Genomic DNA, 25,548 nt, shown 5'->3' with positions numbered 1-25,548 from the left:
GCTCCCATCCCACCACGGACGGCGACTCCCGCGCGGGCGGGTCGACGGGTGATCCGCGGTGACCCGCGCCCGTCCCTCGAGGGACGCCCGCCGCTCGCGGATCTGCCGGTAGCGTGGACGCGATGTCCCGTCCTCCTGCCTCCGCCGTGGGGGTTCGGCGTGCGCGCCGCGACGCGCGCGGGCCGCGGACCGTCGAGGTGGACGTGGTCGTCGTCGGGGCCGGCCAGGCCGGTCTGTCCACCGCGTACCACCTGCACCGTACCGGCCTCGTCCCGGTCGGTTCCCGCGGCTGGGAGCAGGCGCGCGGCACGTTCGTCGTGCTGGACGACAACGCGCGGGCCGGGGGAGCGTGGCAGCACCGCTGGCGCTCGCTGTCGATGGCCGACGCGCACCACGTGCACGACCTGCCGGGGATGCCGCTGGCTGTCGTCGACCCGGCGGAGGCCGCCGCGGACGCCGTGCCCTACTACTTCGCGCAGTACGAGGAGGCCTTCGGGCTGAACGTGCAGCGCCCGGTGAGCGTCGTGCGCGTCGAGCGGGCGCCGGAGGGTGCGACGGCCGGTGGCCCGACGCACCGCGATGAGCCCCGCTACCTCGTCACCACCCGCCACGTCGACCACCCGGACGCGGTCGTCGTGTGGTCGGCCCGCGGCGTGGTCAACGCCTCCGGGACCTGGCAGCGGCCCTTCTGGCCCGCGTACCCCGGGCGGGAGACGTTCCGCGGTCGCCAGCTCCACACGCACGACTTCCGCTCGGCCGCCGACCTCGCCGACGGGCACGTCGTGGTGGTCGGCGGCGGCACGTCCGCGGTGCAGCTGCTGCTGCAGGTCGCCGAGGTGACGACCACCACGTGGGTCACCCGACGCCCGCCGCGGTGGGTGGCCGCCGACTTCACGCCCGAGCTGGGCCGCGAGGCGGTCGGGCGCGTCGACGAGCGGGTCCGGGCCGGTCTGCCGCCGGAGTCCGTCGTGTCGGTGACGGGCCTGCCGCTGACCCCCGCGTACCGCGCGGGGATCACCTCGGGCGTGCTGCGCGCGCACCCGGTGTTCACGCGGATCCTGCCCGACGGCGTGGTGTGGGACGGGCGCGCGGGCCGGGGCTCGACCGGTGGCGGCCCGGCGCGCGCCGGGGCTGGCGCCGGCGGCTCCGGTGGTCGCCCACCCGGTGACGGGGTCGGTGGCGACGCCGTCCGCTCGGTGGGCGCCGCGCGGCTCGGTGACCCGGCGGTCGGCGGCGTGGAGGAGGCCGCGGTCGAGACCACCGCCATCTCCGTGCTCGGCGGGTGGGTCGATCCGCCGCCGTTCGTGGCGGCCCGCACGATCCTGTGGGCGACCGGCTTCCGCGCGGCGCTCGAGCACCTCGCTCCCCTCGGCCTGCGCGCGCCGGGCGGCGGGATCGTCATGGACGGCACCGAGGTCGTCGCCGAGCCTCGCCTGCAGCTCGTGGGCTACGGCCCGAGCGCGTCGACGGTCGGAGCCAACCGTGCAGGGCGCGAGGCGGCACGCCGCCTCCGCCGCCACCTGGGCTGGTGAGCCGAGCGCGATCGACCGGTGGTCACACCGGTGACCACCACCCGTGGCACGAGCTCGAGAGGTGACCACCACCCGTCGGACGCCTCTCACAGGCCGAGGCGACCGCGCAGACGCGCACGGCCGGACTCCGTGAGCGTCGACCCACTCAGCAGGCGGATCCACGGCCTGACTCCCTCGGGGCGATGGGGTCGGCCGAGTGCGTCGTCGATGTCGCGCAGCACGGCGACGGGCTCGCGGCAGAGGTCGGCTGCCACGTAGCCGCGGCGCGTCCAGCCTGCGGCGGTGAGCGCCCGGTCGCGGCGCAGGTCGTTCGTGTGGACGCGGGACGAGCGGTGGACGCCCCCGTCGTACTCGTGCAGCACCCTCGTCGACGGGAGCCAGAGGTCGCCGCGTGCCACGAACGTCCCGTCGGTCGTCCGGACCGTGTGCTGGGGGACGACCTGCACCCCGACGCTCACGTGCAGCACGCGCAGCAGGGTCTCCCACGGCGACTCGCTGCGACCGTCCGCGAGCTCGAGCGCACGCCGGAGCAGGGGGGCACCCGACCGGTAGGGGGCTGCCGTGCGGGCGATCTCCTCGGCGGTGCAGCCGGTGCGCAGCGCCGAGTCGACGAGGACGACCATGTCGAGCAGCCCCAGGTCGCGCGCGCAGGCGAGCAAGGTGGCCGCGGGCGCCGCCACGCGCAGGCCGTCGAGAACCGCCGCCGGGACGTCGTCGACCGTGCGGGTGACGCGGATCCACCCGCGTCCTTCGCGTCGCCCGACGAGCACCCCGTGCTCGGCGTCGCCGGATCCGCCGATGCGTTCCGTGCCGCTGCGGATCTGTCCGCCACCGCTGCGTCCCGTGCTCCCGTCGACCCCGCCTGCCGCCATCGCAGCAGCGTGGCTGGTCGAGGAGGCCCTCCCTGCCGTGCGCCGTGCGTCTGTGGACGAGTCCCGCGAGGCGTGGGCTGTGGTCGGCTCAGGCGTGAGGACGCGACTGACACCGGCGTGGTCACATCTGCCGGGGACTCCGCGGTCTGGTGGTCGCACCTGTGACCACCAGAGCGTCAGCGGCCCGCGAGTGAGGGTGTGGTCGGAGATGTGACCACCAGCGGTGGGGACTCCGTGAGGAGCGGAAGTGGTCGGAGAGTCGGTCGACGCATGCGGGTGGTGGTCACATGTGTGACCACCACCCGTGCGGTGGGGGCCGGCGTCAGCTGCAGGTGACCGGGACCGGGGTGGTCGGGGCCGTGCCGGAGCCGATGAAGCCGAACGTGACGGTCCCACCCGCGGGGACGGCGCCGTTCCACGCGGCGTGACCGGCGGTCACCGTGCTGCCGGTGCCGCCGAACGTCGCGCTCCAGCCCTGCGCGACGGACGCACCGGCGGGGAGCGTGAAGGTCGTCGTCCAGCCCGTGAGGGCCCGTGCACCGGCGGTCACGTCCACCGTGCCGTGGAACCCGCCCGGCCAGGAGCTCGAGACCGTCAGCGTCGCCGAGCACGACCCGCCGGGTGCCGGGGTCGCCGTCGGAGTGGTCGTCGCCGTGGGCGTGGGGCTCGGTGTGGTCGTCGCCGTGGGCGTGGGGCTCGGAGTGGTCGTCACCGTGGGCGTGGGGCTCGGTGTCGGCGTCGCCGTGGCCCCGGAGAAGAACGTCGCCGTCCGTGCCGTCGCGCGGATGCCGTTCGCGCCGTCGAGGATCAGCTCGCCCCACGGCGTCCTGCGGTCCGGGTCGAAGCCGGTGACCATGTCGAGGTACTCCACGCCGCCGCTGTTGCCCGACCAGGACCAGCCGTAGTACCCGATGCCGCGCTCGGTGGCCTCGCGCATGATCGTCGCCTCGTCGGGGTCACCGTCGGAGTGGTCGATGCCGAACTCGCCGATGACGAGCGGCAGGCCCTTCGCCTCGAACGCGTCGAGGTACGACGTGATGGTCGAGGCCTGCGAGTAGACGCCGTACATGTGGACGGAGAACAACGTGTTGCCGTCGGGGTCGGCGGCGGCGACGGTCGCGGCCGTGTCACGCATGACCCCCTTCCAGTCCTGCCCCCAGTTGGGCGCGTCGACGACGATGTTGTGCCTGAGGCCGGCGGCGCGGACCTTGCGGATCGCGGCGGCGGTGTCGACGGTCCAGCCGGTGACCTGCGGCTCGTTGTTGCCGGTGGGTTCGTTGCCGATGTTGATCTGCACGAAGTCCTCGGTGCCGGCGAGCACCGACCGCAGCGACACGAAGTAGTCGGCGGCGGCGTCCAGGCTCACGGCGCCGGACTGCTCGCCGTACCCGGTGGTGTCGTGGTTCTCGAGCATGCAGACGAGCTCGTTCGCCCGGCAGAGCTCGATGACGCCCGCGACGTCCGCCGGGGAGTTCGCGGTCCACCGCCCGCCCGAGAGCACGACGCGCAGCGCGTTGGCGCCCGCGGCGCGGATCGCAGGCACGGCGGTCGGCGTCCGCGACGTGTACCAGGTGTGCGCGTGGCTGACGCCGCGCGCGACGAAGGGGGTGCCGTCGCGCTCGACGAGCCGGCCGTCGGCGATGTGCAGCCCGACGGGGTCGGCGGCCGTCGCGGTGCCGGCGAGGGCGGTGCTCAGACCGCCGAGGGCGAGGAGGGCGGCGCCGCACGCGGCGGCGGCACGCAGGGAGGGGCTGGTCATCGACGTCCTCTTTCCGCGCCAGGGGTCCGGGGTGCGCACCCCGCGAGCGGAGGGCAGGGGTGCGCGGCGGCCAGACAACCACCCGGAGAGCGCCGGCCTCCATCGGTGAAGCGTTTCGACGATCGCCCGATGGCAAACGTTCTCACCAGGGACGCGGCACCGCGCACCGCGCGGACGCGCACGAGCGGCCTGGGACGTCCGACGCCCCGGGCCGCTCGGTGGTGGCGTCCGCCCTCAGTCCTCCGACGCCGCCGCGGGCTTCGCCAGCCCCTGCGCGATGAGGTCCATGACGGACGAGTCCGCCAGCGTCGTCGCGTCGCCGACCTGCCGGTGCTCGGCGATGTCGCGCAGCAGGCGCCGCATGATCTTGCCGGACCGCGTCTTGGGCAGCTCGGGGACCACGAGGATCTGCCGCGGCTTGGCGATCGGGCCGATCTCCTTGGCGACGTGCGTGCGCAGCGTCTCCTGCACGGTCGCCGCGTCGGCCGCGGTGCCCTCGGCGACGTCGCCGCGCAGGATGACGAACGCGACGACCGCCTGGCCCGTCGTCTCGTCGGTCGCACCGACGACGGCCGCCTCCGCGACCCACGGGTGGGACACGAGCGCGGACTCGATCTCCGTGGTCGACAGCCGGTGGCCCGAGACGTTCATGACGTCGTCGACCCGGCCCAGCAGCCAGATGTCGCCGTCCTCGTCCTTCTTGGCGCCGTCACCGGCGAAGTACGTGTTCGCGAACCGTGACCAGTAGGTGTCCCTGTACCGCTCCGGGTCGCCCCAGATCCCGCGCAGCATCGCGGGCCACGGCTCGGTCAGCACGAGGTAGCCGCCACCGCCGTTCGGCACCGAGTGCGCCTCGTCGTCGACGACGTCCGCGGCGATGCCGGGCAGCGGCACCTGGGCGGACCCGGGCTTCGTCTCGGTGACGCCCGGCAGCGGGCTGATCATGATCGCGCCCGTCTCGGTCTGCCACCACGTGTCGACGATCGGGGCCTTGTCGCCTCCGATGACCCGGCGGTACCACATCCACGCCTCGGGGTTGATGGGCTCGCCCACCGATCCCAGGACCCGCAGCGTCGACAGATCGAACTGCGAGGGGATCTCCTCGCCCCACTTCATGCACGTCCGGATCGCTGTCGGGGCGGTGTAGAGGATCGTCACGCCGTACTTCTGCACGATCTCCCACCAGCGCCCGCGGTGCGGGGTGTCGGGCGTGCCCTCGTAGATGACCTGCGTCGCGCCGTTGACGAGCGGTCCGTAGACGACGTAGGTGTGCCCGGTGATCCAGCCGATGTCGGCCGTGCACCAGTAGACGTCCGTCTCGGGCTTGAGGTCGAAGACGTTGAGGTGCGTGTACGCGGCCTGCGTGAGGTACCCGCCGGTGGTGTGGAAGATGCCCTTCGGCTTCCCCGTGGTGCCGGACGTGTACAGGATGAACAGCGGGTGCTCCGCCTCGACGTCGACGGGTGTGTGCTGCGCGGACGCGGCCTCCACCGCGTCGTGCCACCAGACGTCACGCCCCGGTGTCCACTCCACGGGCTGCCCGGTGCGCCGCACCACCAGCACGTGCTGCACGCTCGGCGCGTCCTTGGCGAGCGCCTCGTCGACCGCCGGCTTGAGCGCCGAGGGCTTGCCCCGCCGGAACCCGCCGTCGGCGGTGACGACGAGCTTGGCCTCGGCGTCGAGGATGCGCGAGCTCAGCGCCTCGGCCGAGAACCCACCGAAGACCACCGAGTGCGGCGCGCCGATCCGGGCGCACGCGAGCATCGTGACGACGGCCTCGGGGATCAGCGGCAGGTAGATCGCGACGCGGTCGCCCGTGCCGACACCGAGCGCGGTGATCGCGTTCGCCGCCCGCGACACCTCGCGCTGGAGATCGGCGTACGTCAGCGTGCGGGTGTCGCCGCCCTCGCCCTCGAAGTGCAGCGCCACCCGGTCGCCGCGCCCCTGCTCGACGTGCCGGTCGACGGCGTTGTAGGCGGCGTTGAGCCGGCCGTCCGCGAACCACCGGGCGAACGGCGCGTCCGACCAGTCGAGCGTCTGCGTGAACGGCGTGGACCACGTGAGCAGCTCCCGGGCCTGGTCCGCCCAGAACCCCGGCCGGTCGGCGTTCGCCCACGCGTACGCGTCGGCGGTGGCGTTGGCCTGTGCCGCGAACTGCGCGGACGGGGGGAAGCGCCGCTCCTCCGTGAGGAGGTTCTCGAGGCCGGGCGATCCCTGCGGGGCGTCGGGCGACGTGGGGGCGGTCGAGGGTTCGGTCACGTTGTCTCCTACGCAGCGGCTCCGGTGCGACGGGTGGTCCTGACCAGCAGGTCCTGCGCATGGACCTTAGTCCCGGTTGTCGGGATCGCGCACCGTCCGGCGTCGTGCCCGGCGCGTCAGGTCGCGCGGTTGCGCTCGCGGAACGCCCCGAGGCGCACGCCGTGACGGCGCGCGAGCGCCAGCACGACACCGGCCGTCAGCAGCAGCAGACCGACCGTGAACGTCGTGCCGGACGTGCCCGCGACGGTGGCCAGCGCGACGGGCCGGTCCCACGTGCCGCCGCCCAGGGCGTCGAGCGCGAGGTCGCGCGCGACCCCCGGCGCGTAGAGCTGCAGCCCGCCGAGCGCGCCCACGAGCAGACCTGCCGTCAGCGGCACGGCGGCGGACCACAGCCCGAGCGCGAGCAGCACCGCGAGCACCAGCGCCCCGGCGCTGACGAGCACGATGCCCAGCAGCTCGAGCGACGCGTCCCACCCGTCGACCTGCACCTCGAGGACGCGGCTCTGGCCCAGCAGCAGCAGCACGACCGCGAAGGGGGCCAGCACGATCCCGACGAGCGCCCCGAGGACGTGCGTGCCCGCGTGCGGGGTGCGCGGCGCGTGCGCGTCGGGGAAGAGCTCGGCGCGGTCGCCGTCGGTGCCGTCGCGCTCACCGCGCGCCTCGTCGCCGTGCGCCTCGTCGTGACCGCGCACCCCGTCGCCACGGTCGCCGCGCCCGGCCGGGGCCAGCGGTTCGTCGGCCCGCTCCACGTCCCCGTCGGCGCGCTCCCCGTCCCCGTCGACGCGCTCCCCGTCGGCGGGTCGCGCGACGCCGCCGGTGCGCGCCGCCTCGTCGTGCCGTGCGGGGCGCTCGGGCCCGGGGTCCGCCGTCGTCGGGCGCGTGACGGTCGGCGACAGCACCGGGTCGGGCGGCGCCTGCGCCGGGCCCGTCGACGGCTCGGGCGGCGTGGGGGTGGGCCGCTGGACCGCGTGCCGGCCGGTGTCCGGGCCTGTCGTGCCCGTGCTCTGCGCGGGTGCGTCAGCCGCGTCGCCGGGCGCGGCGGGGTCGTCACCGGGACGCTGCGGGTCGGTGCTGCTCACGCGTGCTCCTCGGGTCGCGGGGCGCGTCGTGCGACGCGGTGGAGCCACGGTATTGCGGACGCCGCCGCCGCGCCTCGCGGACGTCGCCAGGCCCCGCGGCAGCGCGCGCGAGGACGAGGAAGGGGACCTTGGTCACCTGCGGCGTCGCCGACCCCGTCGGTGGTGGCGGGTCCCCCCCCTGCGTGCGCGGCGGGTGGCGTGACGTAGGTCCCTCGGTCCGCGCTGCCCCCGCCCGGACGATGTGCGTCACGCCCGACGTGGGCGATGACGTGGGAGGACTCCTGATGAGGGTGCTGGACAAGAGCCGGACCGTCGCACCGCGCGGCTACAACCGGTGGCTCGTGCCACCGGCTGCGCTCGCGGTCCACCTGTCCATCGGGCAGGTGTACGCGTTCTCGGTCTTCAAGAACCCGCTGCTCGAGCGGTTCGGCACGAGCCACACCTCGGTGGCCGTGATCTTCTCGATGGCGATCGTCATGCTCGGCCTGTCCGCGGCCTTCGGCGGCAAGTGGATGGAGCGCAACGGGCCGCGCAAGGCGATGGCGCTGTCGGCCGTGTGCTGGGTGACCGGCTTCCTCGTCGCGGCGCTCGGCGTCTCGGTGGGCCAGCTGTGGATCGTCTACCTCGGCTACGGGCTCATCGGCGGCATCGGCCTGGGCATCGGGTACATCTCCCCGGTGTCGACGCTCATCAAGTGGTTCCCGGACCGCCCCGGTCTGGCCACGGGCCTGGCGATCATGGGCTTCGGCGGCGGTGCGCTGGTCGCCTCGCCGCTGACCGCCAAGCTCCTCGAGACGTACGGCGCGACGCCCGTCGACGCGATCGTGCCGACGATGCTCACGCTCGCCGCGGTGTACGCGGTGCTGATGACGTGCGGCGCCGTCACCATCCGCGTCCCGCAGCCGGGCTGGCGGCCCGAGGGCTGGACGCCCCCGACGACGAGCACGAACAAGATGCAGTCGCACGCGGACGTGCGGGTCGGCAACGCGGTACGGACGCCGCAGTTCTACCTGCTGTGGATCGTGCTGTTCACCAACGTCACCGCGGGCATCGGCATCCTCGAGCAGGCCTCGCCGATGATCCAGGACTTCTTCCCGTCGGTCACCGCCGCGACGGCCGCGGGCTTCGTGGGCCTGCTGTCCCTGGCCAACATGGGCGGCCGGTTCGGCTGGTCGACGACGTCGGACAAGCTGGGTCGCAAGCGGACGTACGTCATGTACCTCGGCGTCGGGGCGGGTCTGTACGGGCTCCTCGCGGCGCTCGGCTCGTCGTCGGTCGGCCTGTTCGTGGCCCTGACGTTCGTCATCGTCAGCTTCTACGGCGGCGGTTTCGCGACGATCCCCGCCTACCTCAAGGACCTGTTCGGCCAGCTCGAGGTCGGGGCCATCCACGGCCGCCTGCTGACGGCGTGGTCGGCGGCGGGCGTCGCGGGCCCGCTGATCGTCAACGGCATCGCCGACGCGCGCAGCGCGCAGGGTGTCACCGGTGCCGAGCTGTACCTGCCGTCGCTCGTGACCATGTGCTGCGTGCTCGTCGTCGGCTTCGTCGCCAACATGCTGGTCCGCCCTGTCGCGGCCCGGTACCACGAGCCGGCCGACGCCGCGCTCGTCGCACCCACCCCGGTGGCCGTCGGCGCCACCAGCGAGGAGTCCTGATGACCAGCCAGACGCAGCGCACGGACGACGCGTACGAGGTTCCGGCCGCCGGCTCGGCGGCCATCCGCACCATGGCGCTGGCCCTGTGGGTCGTTGTCGGGTCCCTGCTCGCCTACGGGATCGCGCAGACCGTCATCAAGGCGTCCGCCCTCTTCGGCTGAGCCCGCCCGCAGCACCTCGCACCTCCGGCCGCAGCGCCGCAGTCGCACCGTCGACGGCGGCGCTGTCGGCGTGCCCGCGTGGTGCCGGGCGTGGGCCCGTGGGCCTGCGGACCTCGCGTCTCGGTTGCCTTCCGGTGACGATCAGGTCACGACCCGATCGGACGCTTGACCGGCATGCTCGTCGCCGCATACGTTGCGGCACATCGACCGAATGTATCGTTAATGCAGATACCTCGATCGATGCACCGAGGGAGCCCGGCAACGCTGCCGTGCCTCCCGAGGGCCGGTGCCACGAGGTGACGCACGCCCCGTGGTGACGGTGCACAGCCCCCTGCTCCAACGCCCGGGTCGTGGCCTGGGACGGATCTCGAAGAGGAGAGCCCTGATGGCACGTGCGGGAAATCTGGCAGGACGGCGCATGCGCAAGGCGCGTGCCGCCGGTGCACTGACGCTGGTGGGCGCGCTCGCGCTGGCCGCGTGCAGCGGCGGCGGTGGGGACACCAACGCCGACGGTGAGGCCGCGGAGCTCGAGTGCTCCTCGGAGGCGGTCGCCGACCAGCCGTGGAAGGCGGCCGAGCCGCGCGAGTTCTCCCTGCTGTGGACGGACTGGGCCGACTACCCGATCACGGACACGTGGGAGTTCTTCGACGAGATCGAGAAGCGGACGAACGTCAAGCTCAAGCTGACGAACATCCCGTTCTCCGACGCGACCGAGAAGCGCTCGCTGCTCATCAGCGCCGGCGACGCGCCGCAGATCATCCCGCTCGTCTACACGGGCGAGGAGCGCCAGTTCGCGGCCTCCGGCGCGGTCGTGCCGCTGAGCGACTACATCGACTACATGCCGAACTTCAAGAAGTACACCGAGGAGTGGGACCTCGTCGACATGGTCGACGACCTGCGCCAGGAGGACGGCAAGTACTACATGACCCCGGGCCTCCAGGAGGTCTCGGTCCCGGTCTTCACGCTCATCATCCGCAAGGACGTCTTCGACGAGGTCGGCGCTCCCGAGCCCGACACGTGGGAGGACCTGCAGGAGGGCCTGGCGCTCATCAAGGAGAAGTACCCGGACTCCTACCCGCTGGCCGACGGCTTCGAGGCGTGGTCGATGATCAACTACGCCGCGCACGCGTTCGGCACGGTCGGTGGCTGGGGCTTCGGCGACGGCGCCTGGTGGGACGAGGAGAAGGGCGAGTTCGTCTACGCCGCGACCACCGACGGGTACAAGGACATGGTCACGTACTTCCGTGGCCTGCACGACGCCGGTCTGCTCGACGCGGAGTCGTTCACCGCGTCGAACGACGGTGGCGGCACGGTCGTCGAGAAGGTCGCGGCCGAGAAGGTCTTCGCGTTCTCGGGCGGCTCGTGGACGGTCCAGGAGTTCGGCACGGCTCTCGAGGCCGCCGGCGTCACGGACTACGAGCTCGTGCAGATCGCGCCCCCGGCCGGCCCGGCGGGCAACAACGTCGAGCCGCGCAACTTCTGGAACGGCTTCATGCTGACGGCCGACGCGGCGAAGGACGAGAACTTCTGCGACCTGCTGCACTTCACGGACTGGCTGTACTACAACCCCGAGGCCCGTGAGCTGATCCAGTGGGGCGTCGAGGGCAAGCACTTCACCAAGGAGGGCGGCAAGTACACGCTCAACCCGGAGTTCTCGCTCAAGAACCTCAACATGAACCCGGACGCCCCGGTCGACCTCAAGAAGGACCTCGGCTACGCCAACGACGTCTTCGCCGGCTCGACCGAGTCGCGCGAGCTGAAGGAGTCGTACAACGTCCCGGCGTTCGTCCAGTACATCGACGACGTCCAGACGAAGCGTGAGCCGCGGGAGCCGTTCCCGCCGCACCCGCTCGACGAGGCCGAGCTCGAGCAGTCCTCGCTGCTCGGCACGCCGCTGAAGGACACGGTGGACACGGCGACGCTCGAGTTCATCCTCGGCCAGCGTCCGCTCTCCGACTGGGACGCGTACGTGGCGCAGCTCGAGGGCCAGGGCCTGCAGAGCTACATGGACCTCATCAACGGCGCGTACAAGCGTGCCGCCGAGGGCCAGGACTGAGCCCACGCTCGACGGGCACGGTGGGCCGGTCCCCTGCGGGGGGCCGGCCCACCGGCCACCGATCCCGCTCACGAAGGAGTGAGACATGAGCGCAGCTCACACGACGGGCGACGCCCCCGCGGCGGCCGTCGAGGCGCCGTCGAGAGGTCGCGTCACGGTGCCCCTGGACGACGACGCCGGTAGCAACCCGGCCCCTCGACCCCGCCGGACCTGGAAGCACACGCTGCGGCGCGACTGGGTGCTGTACGCGATGGCCCTCGTGCCCGTGCTGTTCCTGCTCGTCTTCCGGTACGGGCCGATGTTCGGCAACATCATCGCCTTCCGCCGTTTCCGGCCCGGCGGCAGCATCCTCGGTGACGAGTGGGTCGGCATGCGGTACGTCGAGCTGTTCCTCAACGACCCGAACTTCTGGAACGTCTTCGCCAACACCGTCATCCTCGGGGGCCTGACGCTCCTGTTCTGCTTCCCGCTGCCGATCGTCCTGGCGCTGCTGCTCAACGAGGTCCGCGTGCGCGCCTTCAAGCGGGTCGTGCAGTCGATCTCGTACCTGCCGCACTTCCTGTCGATCGTCATCGTCGTCGGCATGGTCATGCAGATCCTGTCGCTGCAGGGCACGGTCAACCAGATCATCGAGGCGTTCGGTGGCGAGGCCATCCCGTTCCTGCAGCGCTCCGAGTGGTTCCGCACGGTCTACGTCGGCTCCGAGATCTGGCAGACCGTCGGCTGGGGCACGATCCTCTACCTCGCGGCCCTGACCACGGTCGACGCCTCGCTCTACGAGGCCGCCCGGATCGACGGCGCCAACCGCTGGCGCCAGACGTGGCACGTGACCCTGCCGGGCATCCGGCCGACGATGATCACGCTGCTGATCCTCAACATCGGTCTCTTCCTCAACGTCGGGTTCGAGAAGGTCCTCCTCCTGTACAACCCGCTGACCTACGCGACCGGCGACGTCGTCTCGACGTACCTGTACCGCGTCGGTCTGGTCTCGAACAACTTCAGCTACGCGACGGCCATCGGCCTGTTCCAGGCGATCATCGGCCTCGTGATGATCCTCTCCGCGAACTTCCTGTCGCGACGAGTGGTGGGAGCAAGCCTGTGGTGACCCAGAGCGCCCTCACGGCGACCCCGGTGGTCGGGGCCGGCAAGTCCGTCGGGCCGCGTGACTCCAAGGGCTACAAGGCCTTCACGTGGTTCAACGGGTCGTTCCTCGTCGTGCTGTGCGGGTTCATGCTGTACCCGTTCGTCACGGTGCTGGCCCAGTCGTTCTCCAGCGCAGGAGCGGTCAAGGCCGGTCTGGTCAACGTCGTGCCGATCGGCTTCAACGTCGACACCTACAAGGTCGTCATCGCGAACGACCTGTTCTGGACGTCGTACCGCAACACCGTGGTCTACACGCTCGTCGGCACGACGATCGCCATGATCCTCACGACGCTCCTGGCCTTCGTGCTGGCGAGGAAGAACCTGCGCGGCCGCAACTTCCTCATCGGCATCGCCGTGTTCACGATGTTCTTCAACGGCGGCCTGATCCCCAACTACGTGCTCATCCAGACCCTCGGGCTGAAGAACACGATGTGGGCGGTCGTGCTGCCGGGGGCGATCTCGGTGTTCAACCTGCTCGTCATGAAGTCGTTCTTCGAGAACATGGCCCAGGAGCTCGAGGAGGCCGCGCAGATCGACGGGCTCGGCTGGTGGGGCATCTTCCGCCGGATCGTGCTGCCGCTGTCGAAGGCGGTCCTCGCGACGATGATCCTGTTCTACTCGGTGGCGATCTGGAACGACTGGTTCGCGGCGTTCCTCTACATCGACCGGCAGGAGCTGTTCCCGGTCACCCTGTACCTGCGGAACATGATCGCGGGCGCCTCGTCGACGGCGTCGCAGGGTGCGGCCGCCGCGGGATCCTCCAAGGAGGCCATCTCGGCGAACATCCAGGCGGTGACGATGATCCTCACGATCATCCCGATCCTGTGCATCTACCCGTTCGTCCAGCGGTACTTCGTGTCCGGCATCATGCTCGGCTCCGTCAAGGGCTGAGCGAGGCGACCGAGCGACCCACGACCCCGGCGAGGCCACCTCGCCGGGGTCGTGCGCGTCCGCGCCCTGCCGTGTCCTGCCGCTGCGCCGGCCGCGCTCAGGCGCCCGTGAACCGCCGCACGGCCGCGATGGCACCGGTGTCCGGCCGCGGCGCCGCGGCGTCGGCCTCCGCCCCGGCGGCGGTGCGGACGGCCGCGGCGACCGCGGTGGTCGCCTCCGCGTTGAAGACGCTGGGGACGATGTAGGTGGGGTTGAGCTCGTCCGGGTGCACGACGGAGGCGAGCGCCTGCGCAGCGGCGAGCAGCATCGCGTCGGTGACCGTGCGCGAGCGCGCGTCCAGCAGGCCACGGAAGACGCCCGGGAAGGCCAGGACGTTGTTGATCTGGTTCGCGAAGTCCGAGCGGCCCGTGCCGACCACGGCGGCGTACCGGGACGCGTCGTCGGGGTCCACCTCGGGGCGCGGGTTGGCGAGCGCGAAGACGATCGAGTCCGGCGCCATCCGGGCGACGTCGTCGCCGGTGAGCACGTCGGGCGCCGACAGGCCGATGAAGACGTCCGCGCCGACGACCGCGTCGCGCAGCGTGCCCGTGACACCGCGGTAGTTGGTCGCCTCGGCGGTCCACCGCAGCGCCCGGCCGAGCCCCGGCCGGTCGCGGTGGATCACGCCCTCGATGTCGGCCACGACCACGTCGCGCACGCCGGCGGCGAGCAGCAGCTTGAGCACCGCGGTGCCGGCCGCCCCGGCCCCGGACATGACGACGCGCACGTCGCCGATGCGCTTGCCCACGACCTGCAGGGCGTTCGTCAGCGCCGCGACCACGACGATCGCGGTGCCGTGCTGGTCGTCGTGGAACACCGGGATGTCGAGCTGCTCGCGCAGCCGCCGCTCGATCTCGAAGCAGCGCGGCGCGGAGATGTCCTCGAGGTTGATGCCCGCGAACGCGGGCGCGATCGCCACGACGGTCTCGACGATCCGGTCGACGTCGGTGGTGTCGAGGCAGATCGGGAACGCGTCGATGTCCGCGAAGCGCTTGAACAGCACCGCCTTGCCCTCCATCACCGGCAGCGCCGCGAGCGGGCCGATGTCGCCCATGCCGAGCACGGCGGTGCCGTCGGTGACCACGGCGATCGTGTTGCGCTTGATGGTGAGCCGGCGGGCATCCTCCGGGTGCTCGGCGATGGCCTGGCAGACGCGCGCGACACCCGGTGTGTAGGCCATGGACAGGTCGTCGCGGTTGCGCAGCGGCACCTTGGACTCGATCGACAGCTTGCCGCCGAGGTGCATGAGGAACGTGCGGTCGGACACCCGCTGGACGACGACGCCGTCGAGCCCTTCGAGCGCGGCGACGACGTCGGCCGCGTGCTCGGTGTCCCGGGTCGCGCACGTCACGTCGACCGTCATCGTCTCGTGGAAGGACGCGGTGACGTCGAGCGCGGTGACGATGCCGCCGGCGCGCTCGATGGCCGTGGTGAGGTCGGAGACGGCCGTCGGGCGGGCCCGCACCTCCAGCCGTGCGGTGATGGACGAGGACACGGACGGTGCGAGGACCATACGGACATTGTGGCCGGGTGGGCCGTCGGCGCACCCGTGGGGCGCGCCGGTGCGGTGCGCTCGAGGGCGCCGGTGCCGCGGTGCCGGGCGCGTGTAGCCTCCTCGCGTGCCGACCCCGCCCTACGTCCTTGCCCTGCGTGAGCGCATCGGGCACGACCTGCTCTGGCTGCCGGGGGTGACCGCGGTGGTCCTGCGGCACGACGGCCCGCGGCCACAGCTGCTGGTCGTGCGCCGCGCGGACACCGGTGAGTGGACCCCGGTGACCGGCATCGTCGACCCGGGCGAGGAGCCCGCGGTCGCGGCGGTGCGCGAGGTGCTCGAGGAGGCGGACGTCGTCGCGACCCCGGAGCGGCTGGCGAGCGTGGGAGTCGTCCCGCCGGTCGTCTACGAGAACGGCGACCGCTCGTCGTACCTGGACCTGACGTTCCGCTGCCGGTGGGTGTCGGGCGAGCCGTTCCCCGCGGACGGGGAGAACACCGACGCGCGGTGGTGCGACGTCGACGACCTGCCGCCGATGAGCCCGACGATGGCCGCACGGGTGGCGGCCGCGCTGCCCGTGCACGGCGAGGCGACGTTCACGGCGTGACCGGCCCGCAGGACGCGCGCGCGACGCCCGTGCCCGACGCGCTCGCATCCCTGGCAGAGCTGCCGGGCGTCCCGGAGGCCGTCGACGCCGCGCGCACCGCGTGCGAGGAGCTGCGGTGGCACGAGGCGTACCGGCGCCGGTGGCGCGAGGTGCGGGCCGAGGCGGGGCTGCACGCGGCGGCGGCGTCGGCGGCGCTCGACGGCGCGCCCGTCGGCGTGGCCGCGTTGCGCACCTGGGCGACGGGCGGTGCCGCCCCGGGCGGCGGGGCCGAGCTGGTGGCGGCCGGTGCGCTGCGGGCGCAGGCGGTGGTCGAGGCCCACCTGCCGGCGCTGGGCGGGCGCGCGGGAGGTGCGTCGACGCCGCTGCCGCAGGTGCTCGCGCGGCTGCACGCGGCGGCGGGTGCCGGCCTGCTCCCGGACGCCGGGCTCGGGCGCCCGCGCAGCGGCCCGCCCGGTGACCTGCGCGGGCTGGGCGAGGCGCCGTCACCGGGCGTGGCCGCCGCGCGCGTCGCGGGCGTGCTGCGGGACGCCGCCGCGACCGGGGCGCCCGCGCTCGTGGTCGTGGCGGTCGTGCACGCCGAGCTGCTGACCGTGCGGCCGTTCGCGGCGGCCAACGGCGTGGTCGCGCGGGCCGCGGCGCGGCTGCTGGCGGCGCGCACCGGCCTGGACCCGACGGGCAGCGTGCTGCCGGAGCCCACGTGGGCCGACGCGCCCGCCGCGTACCTGGCGTCGGCGGCGCGGTACGCGACAGGCGACCCCGAGGGCGTGGCGGCGTGGGTCGGCGCGCACGCCGCGGCGGTGGTGCGGGGCGCTGCCGCGGCACGGGCGGTCGCCGACGCGGTGCGTGCGGGGCGGCTGCCGGGCGACGACGTGCCGGGGCGGGCCGGGCAGGGCCGCTGAGCCGGGCCGTCGGGCGGGCCGCGTCCGACGGCGGTCGGCGGGGTGCTGGACGACCCCGGACACGAGCGACGGCGCCTCGCGGGGCGCCGTCGTCGTACCGAGGGCCGGGGAGTGATCAGGCGTGCATCATCGCGGTTCGCTCCGGGACCAGCCCGGTCGACCTGCCCATAGGTGGGCTCTCCTGCGCGTGGGTGCTCTCCGGTCCTTCAGTTGTGGTCCTGTCGTACACCCGCTGTCGGGTCCTGGCAACGGTGCGGCGCGGCACTGCAGGTCAGCGGCGCGACGGGGTCGCATGGTGAGACCCGTCGCTCGTCACGCGGGACGCCGGCGGCGGCGCCACCACCACAGGGCGAGGACCACCAGGGCGACCCCCGCGAGCACCGAGCCCGTGGTGACGCGGATCCGCGTGTCGAGCCGGCGCAGCGGCACCGGGCGCCGGAACGTCAGCGCCTCCCAGCCGTGCTCGGCGGCCAGCCGCCGCAGCGCGCGGTCGGGGTTGACGACGTGCGCGTGCCCGACGGCCGCGAGCATCGGCGCGTCCGTGACGGAGTCGGAGTACGCGAAGCACGCGTCGAGGTCGTACCCGCGCTCGGCCGCGAGGCCACGGATCGCCACCGCCTTGTTCTCGCCGTAGGCGTAGAAGTCGATCTCGCCCGTGTACCGCCCCTCGGCCACGGCCATCCGGGTCGCGATGACGGCGTCCGCCCCGAGCATCTCCGCGATCGGCTCGACGACCTCCGCGCCGGACGCGGACACCACCACCACGTCGTGCCCGGCCGCGTGGTGGTGCGCGATGAGCTCGACGGCCTCGGCGTACACCGTGGGGTCGATCGACTCGTGCAGCGTGTCGCGGACGATCGTCGAGACCTGCGCGACGTCCCATCCGACGACGGCGCGGGAGAGGGCCGCGCGCAGCCGCTCGGTCGCCGTCTCGTCGGCGCCGCCGAGCAGGAACGCGAGCTGCGCGTACGCCGACGCGACCACCGACCGCCGTGTCAGCAGCCCCTCCGCGAGGAAGCCCTTGGAGAACGCGGTCGCCGACGACGTCGCGATGATCGTCTTGTCGAGGTCGAAGAAGGCCGCGACGCGGGCGCGCCGTGGACGCGCACGGCCGGTGCCGGCGGGCTCGTGGTGGGCCATGGCGCTCCGCTGCTGGACTTGCGAGGACCTGACCTGCGCGAGCGTAGCGGCGCCCACCGACACGTGCAGGCGTGCGCACGCCGACCGGGGCTCACCGCGGCACGGGGCGGTCGCGGTCGAACCCACCGGGCAGGTCGGTGCAGTCGACCTCGAGCGGCGGGTGCGCGCGCAGGTACGCGCGTGCGCCGGCGTCGCCCCGCAGCCGTGCACGCAGCGGCACCCAGTGGGCGCGTCCGACGAGCACGGGGTGCCCCGGCGCGCCGGCGAACGTCGCACGCCGCAGGTCCTGCGCCGTCACCGGCCCGCGGGTGACGCGCGCGACGGCCCGGGCGTCGAGGTCGGGCAGGTCGACGAGCGTCACGACCACGGCGACGGTGCGCGGGTCCACCGGGTCGGCGAGCCCGGCGGCGAGCGAGGCGCCCATGCCGTTCGCCCAGTCGTCGGCGACGACCGTCACCGCTCCGGGCGGTACGAGCGCGCGCGCCTCGTCGGCCGCCGCGCCGAGCACGACGCGCACCTGACCGCAGCCGCCCCCCGTCAGCGCGTCGTACGCGCGCACCAGCCACGGCACGCCGGCGGGCGTCGAGCACAGCGCCTTGGGCCGGCCCATGCGCGTCCCGGCGCCGGCGGCCAGGACGATCCCCAGCAGGCGCTCAGGCACGCCCCGCCGCCGGCCCGAACCGTGCGAGCACCCACTGCTCGAGGAGCTGCGCGAGGGTGTACAGGACGAGCGACGCGAGCGTGACGACGACGACGAGCGCCCACACCTTGGTGTTCTGGGCTCGCCCGACCGCCGAGACCACGCCGTACCCGATGCCGCCGCCGGTGGCGAGCCACTCGGCGATGAGCGCGCCGGTGATCGCACCGGGCACGGAGATGCGTACCGCGGCGAACACCGACGGCAGCGCTGCGGGCAGCTGCACGAGGCGCAGCACGGTGCGCGGCCCGCCACCCAGGACGGTGACGACGTCGCGCATCTGCGGGGACGCCGAGCGCAGCCCGAGGACGATCGTCACGAGCGCGGGGAAGAGCACGACGATCCCGCTCATGACGGCGACGGACGCGACCCCGCGCCCCACGAGCAGCACGATGACGGGCGCGAGCGCGATGAGCGGCACGGACCGGAACAGCATCGCGACGGGCATGATCGCGCCCTCCGCGGTGCGCGACAGCACGATCGCCGCGGCGAGCAGGACCGCGGCCGTCATGCCGGTGACGAAGCCGATCGCGGCGTCCGTGAGGGTGACGCCCAGCAGATCGAGCACCTCGGTGCGGTTCTCGCCGGCGTCGGCGTCCGTGACGAGGAACTCCCAGACCTGCGCCGGGCCCTTGCCGACGTACGGGGAGACGTCGAGCGCCGCGAGCAGCGCGGTCCAGGCGACGAGGACGAGGACCGTCGTCGCGGTCGCGTCGAGCAGCACGCGCCCCACCCGGCGCAGGGCCGGGTGCGCCGAGGGCCGGGGAGCGTCCGCGGTGGTGGCCGCGGACGGTGTGACGAGCGGCGTCCCGGGGGCGCTCACGCCGCCCCACCACCGGCCGACGGTCCGCCCGACGCCCAGGGCGTCACGGCCCGCGCCACCAGCGCGAACAGCGCGTACCCCGCGCCCGCGAGCAGCGCGCACACCAGGGCGATGCCCCACGCGCGCTCCCCGTTCAGCGACTGCCCGGCGTTGACGAGCGCCGGCCCGACGCCGCGATCGACGCCGCCGATGTACTCGCCGAGGATCGCGCCGAGCAGCGCGGCCGGGGCCGCGACCTGCAGCGCGCCGAGGATGCCGGGCAGCGCGGCCACGAGCCGCACCCGGACGAGCTGCTGCCAGCGCCCGCCGCCCAGGACCGTGACGACGTCGAGCACGGCGGGGTCGGCCGAGCGGAAGCCGAGGACGGCGCCGACGACGGTCGTGAAGAACACCGACAGCGCCGCGAGCACCACGGCCGTGCCGGACGGCTCCCCGGACGGCGGCGGGCCGATGACGATGTAGAGGATCGGCGTGATGGCGACCAGTGGCAGGCAGTAGCTGATGACCGCGACCTGCATGACCAGCCGCTCGAGCGCCGGGACGAGCAGCACGAGCGAGGCCAGTGCGAGCGCCAGGCCGTTGCCGACGAGGAACCCCCGCACGGCCTCCTCGAGCGTGACGGTCACGTTGGCGACGTAGAACCCGAGGCCGTCGGCGGCGAACCCGCGTGCGACGCCCAGCGGCGTGGGCGTCGTGGTCCCGGCCAGCACCGTGACGGCCGCGAGCCACCAGACGGCGACGATCCCGACGACGCCCGCCGTGCCCGGCGCCCAGCGGCGCAGCAGGCGGGTCACCCGCCGCGCTCCCGGCGGCGAGGTCGCGGCGGGTGTCCCCACCTCACCCGTCACGACGTCCACGCGTCCTCCCCGCCGCCGAACAGCAGCTCCGAGGCGTGGTCGTGCAGCGCGTGGAACTCGGGCGTGCGCATCATCTCCGGCGTCCGCGGGCGCGGCAGGTCCACGTCGATCACCTGCTTGACCCGGCCGGGCCGCGCGCTCATCACCGCGACCTGGTCCGAGAGGAAGATCGCCTCGGCGATGCCGTGCGTGACCATGAGCGTCGTCGCGGGCTTCTCGGTCCAGATGCGCAGCAGCTCGAGGTTGAGGCGCTGGCGCGTCATGTCGTCCAGGGCCCCGAACGGCTCGTCGAGCAGCAGCACCGACGGCTGCACGACGAGCGCCCGCGCGATCGACACGCGCTGGCGCATGCCGCCCGACAGCTGGGCCGGCGTGGCCTTCTCGAACCCCTCCAGCCCGACGAGCCGCACGAGGTCCGCGACGAGCGCGTCGTCCACGGGCCTCCCGGACACCTCGAACGGCAGCCGGATGTTCGCCACGACGCTGCGCCACGGCAGCAGCGCGGAGTCCTGGAACGCGATGCCGAGCGCGTGCTCGGCCCGCAGCTCGACCGGGGTGCGACCCTCGACGAGCGCGGTGCCCGTCGTCGGCTGCTCCAGCCCGGCGAGGATGCGCAGGATCGTCGACTTCCCGCACCCCGACGGCCCGAGGAGCGACAGGAAGCTGCCCTTGTCCGTGAACAGGGTCGTGTCCTGCAGCGCGGTCACGTGGCGCCGGCCCGTCGAGAACGTCTTGCCGAGGCCGTCGAGGCGCACGCCGGTGCCCAGCGGACCCGTGGGGGTCCGCCGGGCGCCGGCCTCGTGCTGCACGTCGGTCATCGGCTCACGTGGCCAGGTCCGGCTGCTCCTCGAGCAGCTCGGTGAGCAGGGAGAGGTCGAACAGGTCCTCGGCCTCGAGCTCGATGCCGGCGGCCGCGAGCGTCGCGAGGTTCTGCTCGACGAGGTCGTCCGAGATGGTGAACAGGCCGTTCGCGTCGGTCTCCTCGGTGACGACGAGGTCGATCTGGATCGTGGCCTGCTGGATCTCCTTGTCCATGTCGAGCTCGAGGTCCTTGCCGTACTCCTCGACGGCCAGGCGCGCACCCTCCTCGGGGTCGGCCACGGCGTCCTTCCAGCCGCGGATCTCGGCCGCGAGGAACGCCTTCACCTTCTCGGGCTCGTTCGCGATCATCTCGTCCGTCGTCACCACGGACTCCGCGACGAACGGCAGGCCGTTGTCCGCGAAGAGCAGGTTCGTCACCTCGTGGCCCTGCGACTCGACGATGATCGACTCGTTGGTGACGTACGCGAGGAAGCCGTCGACCTCGCCGTTGACCAGCGGCGACGGGTCGTACTCGACCGGCACCTTGGTGACCTGCGACGGGTCGATCTCGTTGACCGCGAGCAGCGCGTCGAACAGCGCCTCGTTGGGGCCGGCCTGCACGCCGATCTTCTTGCCGACCAGGTCCTCGGGGGTCGCGATGTCCCCGCCGTCCTTCAGCGACAGGATCGTGAACGGGTTCTTCTGGAACGTCGTGCCGACGATCTTCAGCGGCGCGTCCTCCTCCGCGACGACCTGGCCCACCGAGATCGCGTTCGACAGGCCGAAGTCGGCACCGCCCGACAGCACGATCGACTCCGTCGCGCCCGGGCCCGCGTTGAGGGTCACGGTGCCGAAGCCCGCGTCGGTGAAGTAGCCCTTGCTGTCGGCGAAGAACTCGCCCGCGAACTCGGCGTTCTTGATCCACGAGAGCTGGACCGTGATGTCGCCGTGCTCGGCGGTGGCAGCGTCCGTGCCCGCGTCGTCGGTCTCCTCGGCGTCGGCGCCCGAGGAGCAGGCGGCCAGGGCGAGGACGACGAGGGCCGCGGTCGCGGCCCTCGTCAGGCGCGCGCGGCGGGGGTGGTGGGGGAGGGTCATCGGCACTCCTGCGGGGGAACGGGCGCGAGCGGGTCGCGCGGAGCGTGAAACAGGCGTTGCGCGGCGTGACGCTACGGACGGGTCGTGTCCGGCCGTGTCGCGGGACGTGTCCCGGGTGTTAACCCAGGTCCGTGCGGGTCACGGTTCGGTCTCGCCTCACCCGTCCGGGGGCACAGGACCCGCCCCCACCCCACGCCGAGCGGAACCTGACTCCTCGGAACGAGCCTCGGAAAGTGGGTGGTGTTCCGGTCGGCGGGTTGGGGGTGGGGGTCAGTAGGCCGTGCGGGACGTGTGTCGCAGCCACGCGTCGAACGGGTCCGTGGACTGCGGCAGCCGCAGCTCGTGCACACGCGTGCGGTCCCACGTCGCGCGGTCGCGCGCGAACAGCTCGTAGAACGCGGTGTCGTCGAACCCGCCGCGGCTAGCGTCGTGCCGGTCCGCGCTGAACACCACGCGGTCCAGGCGCGCCCACAGGCACGCCGCGAGGCACAGCGGGCACGGCTCGCACGACGTGTAGAGCGTCATGCCGTCGAGCGCGAACGTGTCCGCGGCACGGCACGCGGCGCGGATCGCCTGCACCTCCGCGTGCGCGGTGGGGTCCAGGTCGCGCGTCACACGGTTCTGGCCGACGGCGACCTCGACGCCGTCGGCGACGACGACCGCGCCGAACGGCCCGCCGCCGTCGTGGACGTTGGCGGTCGCCAGCTCGACGGCGCGGGCGAGCCACCGCGCGTCCGCGGCCGGGTCGTGCGGTGATGCGGCGGCGGGCGGTGCGGCGACGTGCCGGCCGACCCGGGCGGCGCGTGCTGCGGGGTCCGCGACGATCGACATGGCGGGGTCCTCTCGTCGGCCTGGTACGGCTCGTGGGCCGGGGGTCGTCGGCCGCTGCGTCGATGGTCGCCGCGTGCTGTTTCGGGACCGTTACCCCCGCGCGCCAGTTCTCGAAACATGGGTTTCGTACCGTCGGGCGCATGCTCGACCAGGCCGCGGAGATCTGCCGCCGGCTCGACGCCGGTCAGCGCGTCGTGGCGGCGACGGTCGTGCGCGTCGAGGGCTCCGCGCCGCGGGCGGTCGGGTCGTCGTTCGTCGTCGGGTCCGACGGCACCGTCGCCGGCAGCGTGTCCGGCGGCTGCGTGGAGGCCGACCTCGTCGAGCGCTGCCGGGGGGTGCTCGACGGGGCTCCGGCCCACGTCACGTCGTACGGGGTCGGCGACGACCTCGGCGAGCCGGGCCTGACGTGCGGCGGCACGATCACCGTGCTGGTGCACGAGGTCTCGGCCCTGACCGACGGCGCGCTGCACCAGGTGCGGCGCGCGGCCGAGGGGCTCGACGCGTGCCTCGCGCTCGACGCGCACGGGCGGGCCTGCACGGACGACCCGGCGGTGGTGCTGCGGACGCCGGTCGCGCACCCGCTGCTCGTCGTCGGCGCCGGCGAGCACGCGGTGGCGCTCACGCGGCTGGCCGCGACCTGCGGGTTCGCCGTCACGGTGCTCGACCAGCGGCCGCTGTTCGCGACGAAGGAGCGGTTCGTGGACGCGTACGCCGTCGTCCGCGACTGGCCGGACCGCTGGCTCGCGGCGCACCCGCTCACCGCGGAGCACGCGGTCGTCGTCCTCACGCACGACGCACGGGTCGACGTGCCGGCGCTCACCGCCGCGCTCGCGTCGCCCGCGCGGTACGTCGGCGCGATGGGGTCACGCGCGACGCACGCGCGACGGGTCGAGGCGCTGCGCGCGGCCGGGGTGGGTGCGGACGCGCTCGCGCGGCTGCGGTCGCCGATCGGGCTCGACCTCGGTGGCACGACGCCGCAGGAGCTGGCGCTGTCGGTCCTCGCGGAGGTCGTGACGGCGCGCAACGGCGCGACGGGCCTGCCGCTGTCGACGACGACGGGCCCGCTCCACCGGCGCTGACGCCGCTCCTCCACATCCCGGGACGGCCCGCGCGCGAGACCGGGCCGCGGACGCTCATCGGTCGCGCCGCGCCACCCGAGCCCGGTCTCGCAGGTGACGCCTCCCGGGCGTCGTCAGCCGCGGCGGACCGGGCGGGCGCGCCAGACGACGTCGCGAGCGCCGTCCCCCGACGGGTCGGCGTCGACACGCAGGACCGTGAAGCCCTCGCGCTCGTAGAAGGCGGCGGCTCGGGTGTTCGCGGCGACGTGCTCGACGTGCAGCGCGTCGGCGTCGGCGGGCAGGCGCTGCGTCAGCGCGTCGAGCAGCCGCGGGCCCAGGCCGGAGCCACGCAGACCCGGGGCGACGTACAGCTTGTAGACGACGTGGGCGTCACCGGCGCGGCCGAGCTGCGCGACGCCGACGCAGACGCCGTCGACCTCGGCGACCAGCAGGTTCCCCGCGTCGACCGCCGGGGCGAGGTACTCCTCGCTCCACCAGGCGCGCACCTGGGCGTCCGCCGCCTCCGTGCCGAGGAGCGGTGCGTAGTGCGGCCGCACGTGCGCCTCACCGAACGCGCGCACGGCCGCGACGTCCTCGGGCCGCGCCGTCCGGATCGCCGGTGCCGCGTCGGACGGCGCCGTCTCCTCGGTCATCACACCTCCGCGGTCGTCGGACGGGTCTGCGCCATCGTGCCGCACCGCCCGGCCACACGTCAGGGGGAGAGTCCCGCCGTTCCCGCACCTCGCACGGCCGAGGGCGCGATGATGCGGGCATGGTGAAGCCCGCGGCGCCCTGGTTCGGCTGGGGACTGGTCCTGTGGTTGGTGTCGGTGCTCGTCGATCAGGTGTCCGTGACGCCGCCGGTGCCGTGGCTGTGGTCCGGGCCGGTGCAGTGGGTCGCGGGCGCGCTGGCGTTCGTCGCGACGGTGCTGCTGGCCGTCGGCGTGTACCGCCTGGTGCAGCACGCCGACCACGCCGCCGGGTACCGGCCGCCGACCGAGGACCTGGAGGCGGCCCGGCAGCGGCGTGCGGAGCTGGACCGGCAGGCCCGCGCACGGGCGGCGCTCGCGGCGACGGCGGACGACCGGCCGGGCGCGGACGACGAGGGCGACCGCTAGGGCAACTCCGGCTCGACCGGCTCCACCGGTTCCACCGGCTGGCGCAGGATCGTGCGCAGCCGCTCGGGTGCCGTGCGGCGGGCGTCGTTGAGGTACACCTCGTGGTGCCGCCCGGTCATCCGTAACCCGCGCCCGGGGATCACCTCGTCGTGCAGGGTCGCGAGCACCGGGCCCTCGGCGTCGTAGGGCCCGACGTGGAGGGTCTGCACGACGAGCCCCTCGTCGAACGGCTCGAGCCGTACCGCGTCGAGCACGGGGGCACCGCCCTTGCGGGCGACCTGGGCGCGCGCCGCCTCGACGTGCTCGGGCGAGACCCAGCCCGGGACGAGGTTCAGCAGCGTCCAGTCCCAGCGGCTGGTGTCCCGCGTCGTCGTGAACGCCGCCATGTCGTCCGCGGACCACAGCGCCTCGAGCGGCGGGACGCCGTAGTCGCGGTCGAGCTCGCGCTTGCTGAGGAACTTCAGCGCGTACGCCAGCGGGAACACCGACGACACCGCGTCGCGGTAGGCGTCCGACGTGTTCGGGTCGCCGTGCCCGTCGACCATGAGATACGTCAGCGGCGGGACGGTGACGACGTCGAACCGGCCGACGCGTGCGCGGTACGCCTCGACCTGCTGTGTCAGGTCCACCTTCGCCACGTCGACCCCCTCGACCGCGCCCCCTGCGACCGCGCCCCCTGCGTGCG

24 protein-coding genes are annotated in these 25,548 nt (G+C 73.7%); 10 read left to right on the top strand and 14 right to left on the bottom strand.

Annotated features, from left to right (window positions below; all coding sequences use genetic code 11):
- Nucleotides 1–122 precede the first annotated feature (122 nt).
- The gene (locus tag CFLA_RS14220; protein WP_148234372.1) at nucleotides 123–1,532 is read left to right on the top strand and encodes an NAD(P)-binding domain-containing protein; all 1,410 of its coding nucleotides are present in this window, start codon (nucleotides 123–125) and stop codon (nucleotides 1,530–1,532) included.
- Nucleotides 1,533–1,618: 86 nt separating this feature from the next.
- On the opposite strand, the gene CFLA_RS19140 is transcribed toward CFLA_RS14220, so the two are convergent.
- The 4 genes from CFLA_RS19140 to CFLA_RS14200 form a co-directional block, all read right to left on the bottom strand.
- Complete coding sequence (locus CFLA_RS19140; protein WP_013118028.1) at nucleotides 1,619–2,404, bottom strand: hypothetical protein; 786 nt, start codon at nucleotides 2,402–2,404, stop codon at nucleotides 1,619–1,621.
- Between the two features lie 322 nt (nucleotides 2,405–2,726).
- A complete protein-coding gene (locus CFLA_RS14210) occupies nucleotides 2,727–4,163 on the bottom strand; it encodes a cellulase family glycosylhydrolase (protein WP_013118027.1) in 1,437 nt (478 codons plus the stop codon).
- Nucleotides 4,164–4,397: 234 nt separating this feature from the next.
- On the bottom strand, nucleotides 4,398–6,422 hold the full coding sequence (gene acs, locus CFLA_RS14205; protein WP_013118026.1) for an acetate--CoA ligase: 2,025 nt from the start codon (nucleotides 6,420–6,422) through the stop codon (nucleotides 4,398–4,400).
- A 116-nt stretch (nucleotides 6,423–6,538) separates the two neighbouring features.
- Nucleotides 6,539–7,501, bottom strand: a complete 963-nt coding sequence (locus CFLA_RS14200; RefSeq protein WP_013118025.1) for a hypothetical protein — start codon at nucleotides 7,499–7,501, stop codon at nucleotides 6,539–6,541.
- Nucleotides 7,502–7,785: 284 nt separating this feature from the next.
- On the opposite strand from CFLA_RS14200, the gene CFLA_RS14195 reads away from it, so the two are divergent.
- The 5 genes from CFLA_RS14195 (at nucleotide 7,786) to CFLA_RS14180 (ending at nucleotide 13,407) form a co-directional block, all read left to right on the top strand.
- Entirely contained in the window at nucleotides 7,786–9,156 is a 1,371-nt protein-coding gene (locus CFLA_RS14195) for an L-lactate MFS transporter (protein WP_013118024.1), read from the top strand.
- A complete protein-coding gene (locus tag CFLA_RS20520; RefSeq protein WP_013118023.1) occupies nucleotides 9,156–9,317 on the top strand; it encodes an MFS transporter small subunit in 162 nt (53 codons plus the stop codon). The genes CFLA_RS14195 and CFLA_RS20520 overlap by 1 nt, the downstream gene beginning before the upstream one ends.
- 418 nt (nucleotides 9,318–9,735) lie before the next feature.
- Nucleotides 9,736–11,373 (top strand): ABC transporter substrate-binding protein, encoded by a 1,638-nt coding sequence (locus CFLA_RS14190; protein ID WP_043599099.1) that lies wholly within the window; start codon nucleotides 9,736–9,738, stop codon nucleotides 11,371–11,373.
- Between the two features lie 85 nt (nucleotides 11,374–11,458).
- A complete protein-coding gene (locus tag CFLA_RS14185) occupies nucleotides 11,459–12,478 on the top strand; it encodes an ABC transporter permease (RefSeq protein ID WP_013118021.1) in 1,020 nt (339 codons plus the stop codon).
- Nucleotides 12,475–13,407 (top strand): carbohydrate ABC transporter permease, encoded by a 933-nt coding sequence (locus CFLA_RS14180; RefSeq protein ID WP_245530252.1) that lies wholly within the window; start codon nucleotides 12,475–12,477, stop codon nucleotides 13,405–13,407. The genes CFLA_RS14185 and CFLA_RS14180 overlap by 4 nt, the downstream gene beginning before the upstream one ends.
- Before the next feature lie 97 nt (nucleotides 13,408–13,504).
- Here the strand turns inward: CFLA_RS14180 and CFLA_RS14175 are convergent, their stop codons facing one another.
- Entirely contained in the window at nucleotides 13,505–14,959 is a 1,455-nt protein-coding gene (locus CFLA_RS14175; RefSeq protein ID WP_013118019.1) for an NAD-dependent malic enzyme, read from the bottom strand.
- Between the two features lie 106 nt (nucleotides 14,960–15,065).
- Here CFLA_RS14175 and CFLA_RS14170 point away from each other — a divergent pair, with 106 nt between their 5' ends.
- Both CFLA_RS14170 and CFLA_RS14165 read left to right on the top strand, forming a co-directional pair.
- Nucleotides 15,066–15,545, top strand: a complete 480-nt coding sequence (locus tag CFLA_RS14170; RefSeq protein ID WP_013118018.1) for an NUDIX hydrolase — start codon at nucleotides 15,066–15,068, stop codon at nucleotides 15,543–15,545.
- Complete coding sequence (locus tag CFLA_RS14165; protein ID WP_013118017.1) at nucleotides 15,542–16,444, top strand: hypothetical protein; 903 nt, start codon at nucleotides 15,542–15,544, stop codon at nucleotides 16,442–16,444. Before CFLA_RS14170 ends, CFLA_RS14165 begins: the two co-directional genes overlap by 4 nt.
- 312 nt (nucleotides 16,445–16,756) lie before the next feature.
- On the opposite strand, the gene CFLA_RS14160 is transcribed toward CFLA_RS14165, so the two are convergent.
- From CFLA_RS14160 to CFLA_RS14130, 7 genes are all read right to left on the bottom strand, one after another.
- Nucleotides 16,757–17,584 carry an HAD family hydrolase gene (locus CFLA_RS14160; protein ID WP_013118016.1) on the bottom strand — a complete coding sequence of 276 codons (828 nt, stop codon included), beginning with the start codon at nucleotides 17,582–17,584 and terminating at the stop codon, nucleotides 16,757–16,759.
- A 91-nt stretch (nucleotides 17,585–17,675) separates the two neighbouring features.
- A complete protein-coding gene (locus tag CFLA_RS14155) occupies nucleotides 17,676–18,245 on the bottom strand; it encodes a nucleotidyltransferase family protein (protein ID WP_013118015.1) in 570 nt (189 codons plus the stop codon).
- Nucleotides 18,238–19,104, bottom strand: coding sequence for an ABC transporter permease (locus CFLA_RS14150; protein WP_013118014.1), 867 nt, complete (start codon nucleotides 19,102–19,104; stop codon nucleotides 18,238–18,240). Before CFLA_RS14150 ends, CFLA_RS14155 begins: the two co-directional genes overlap by 8 nt.
- Nucleotides 19,101–19,961, bottom strand: coding sequence for an ABC transporter permease (locus CFLA_RS14145; RefSeq protein WP_013118013.1), 861 nt, complete (start codon nucleotides 19,959–19,961; stop codon nucleotides 19,101–19,103). Before CFLA_RS14145 ends, CFLA_RS14150 begins: the two co-directional genes overlap by 4 nt.
- Nucleotides 19,949–20,779 carry an ABC transporter ATP-binding protein gene (locus CFLA_RS14140; RefSeq protein WP_013118012.1) on the bottom strand — a complete coding sequence of 277 codons (831 nt, stop codon included), beginning with the start codon at nucleotides 20,777–20,779 and terminating at the stop codon, nucleotides 19,949–19,951. The genes CFLA_RS14145 and CFLA_RS14140 overlap by 13 nt, the downstream gene beginning before the upstream one ends.
- Before the next feature lie 4 nt (nucleotides 20,780–20,783).
- On the bottom strand, nucleotides 20,784–21,857 hold the full coding sequence (locus CFLA_RS14135) for an ABC transporter substrate-binding protein (RefSeq protein ID WP_013118011.1): 1,074 nt from the start codon (nucleotides 21,855–21,857) through the stop codon (nucleotides 20,784–20,786).
- A 270-nt stretch (nucleotides 21,858–22,127) separates the two neighbouring features.
- Nucleotides 22,128–22,688, bottom strand: a complete 561-nt coding sequence (locus tag CFLA_RS14130) for a nucleoside deaminase (protein ID WP_013118010.1) — start codon at nucleotides 22,686–22,688, stop codon at nucleotides 22,128–22,130.
- A 140-nt stretch (nucleotides 22,689–22,828) separates the two neighbouring features.
- On the opposite strand from CFLA_RS14130, the gene CFLA_RS14125 reads away from it, so the two are divergent.
- Entirely contained in the window at nucleotides 22,829–23,767 is a 939-nt protein-coding gene (locus tag CFLA_RS14125; protein ID WP_043599095.1) for an XdhC family protein, read from the top strand.
- Nucleotides 23,768–23,880: 113 nt separating this feature from the next.
- Here the strand turns inward: CFLA_RS14125 and CFLA_RS14120 are convergent, their stop codons facing one another.
- Complete coding sequence (locus CFLA_RS14120) at nucleotides 23,881–24,399, bottom strand: GNAT family N-acetyltransferase (protein ID WP_013118008.1); 519 nt, start codon at nucleotides 24,397–24,399, stop codon at nucleotides 23,881–23,883.
- A 119-nt stretch (nucleotides 24,400–24,518) separates the two neighbouring features.
- Between CFLA_RS14120 and CFLA_RS14115 the strand changes: the two genes are divergently transcribed.
- Nucleotides 24,519–24,863, top strand: a complete 345-nt coding sequence (locus CFLA_RS14115) for a hypothetical protein (protein WP_013118007.1) — start codon at nucleotides 24,519–24,521, stop codon at nucleotides 24,861–24,863.
- Here the strand turns inward: CFLA_RS14115 and CFLA_RS14110 are convergent.
- Nucleotides 24,860–25,501: a GyrI-like domain-containing protein gene (locus CFLA_RS14110; RefSeq protein ID WP_013118006.1), complete on the bottom strand. Its 642-nt coding sequence runs from the start codon at nucleotides 25,499–25,501 to the stop codon at nucleotides 24,860–24,862. The two genes, CFLA_RS14115 and CFLA_RS14110, sit on opposite strands and share 4 nt — an antisense overlap.
- Nucleotides 25,502–25,548: the final 47 nt, after the last annotated feature.

The organism is Cellulomonas flavigena DSM 20109 (assembly GCF_000092865.1).
In the GTDB taxonomy this organism is placed as follows: Bacteria; Actinomycetota; Actinomycetes; order Actinomycetales; family Cellulomonadaceae; genus Cellulomonas; species Cellulomonas flavigena.
This window is presented reverse-complemented; position numbering and strand designations above follow the sequence as displayed.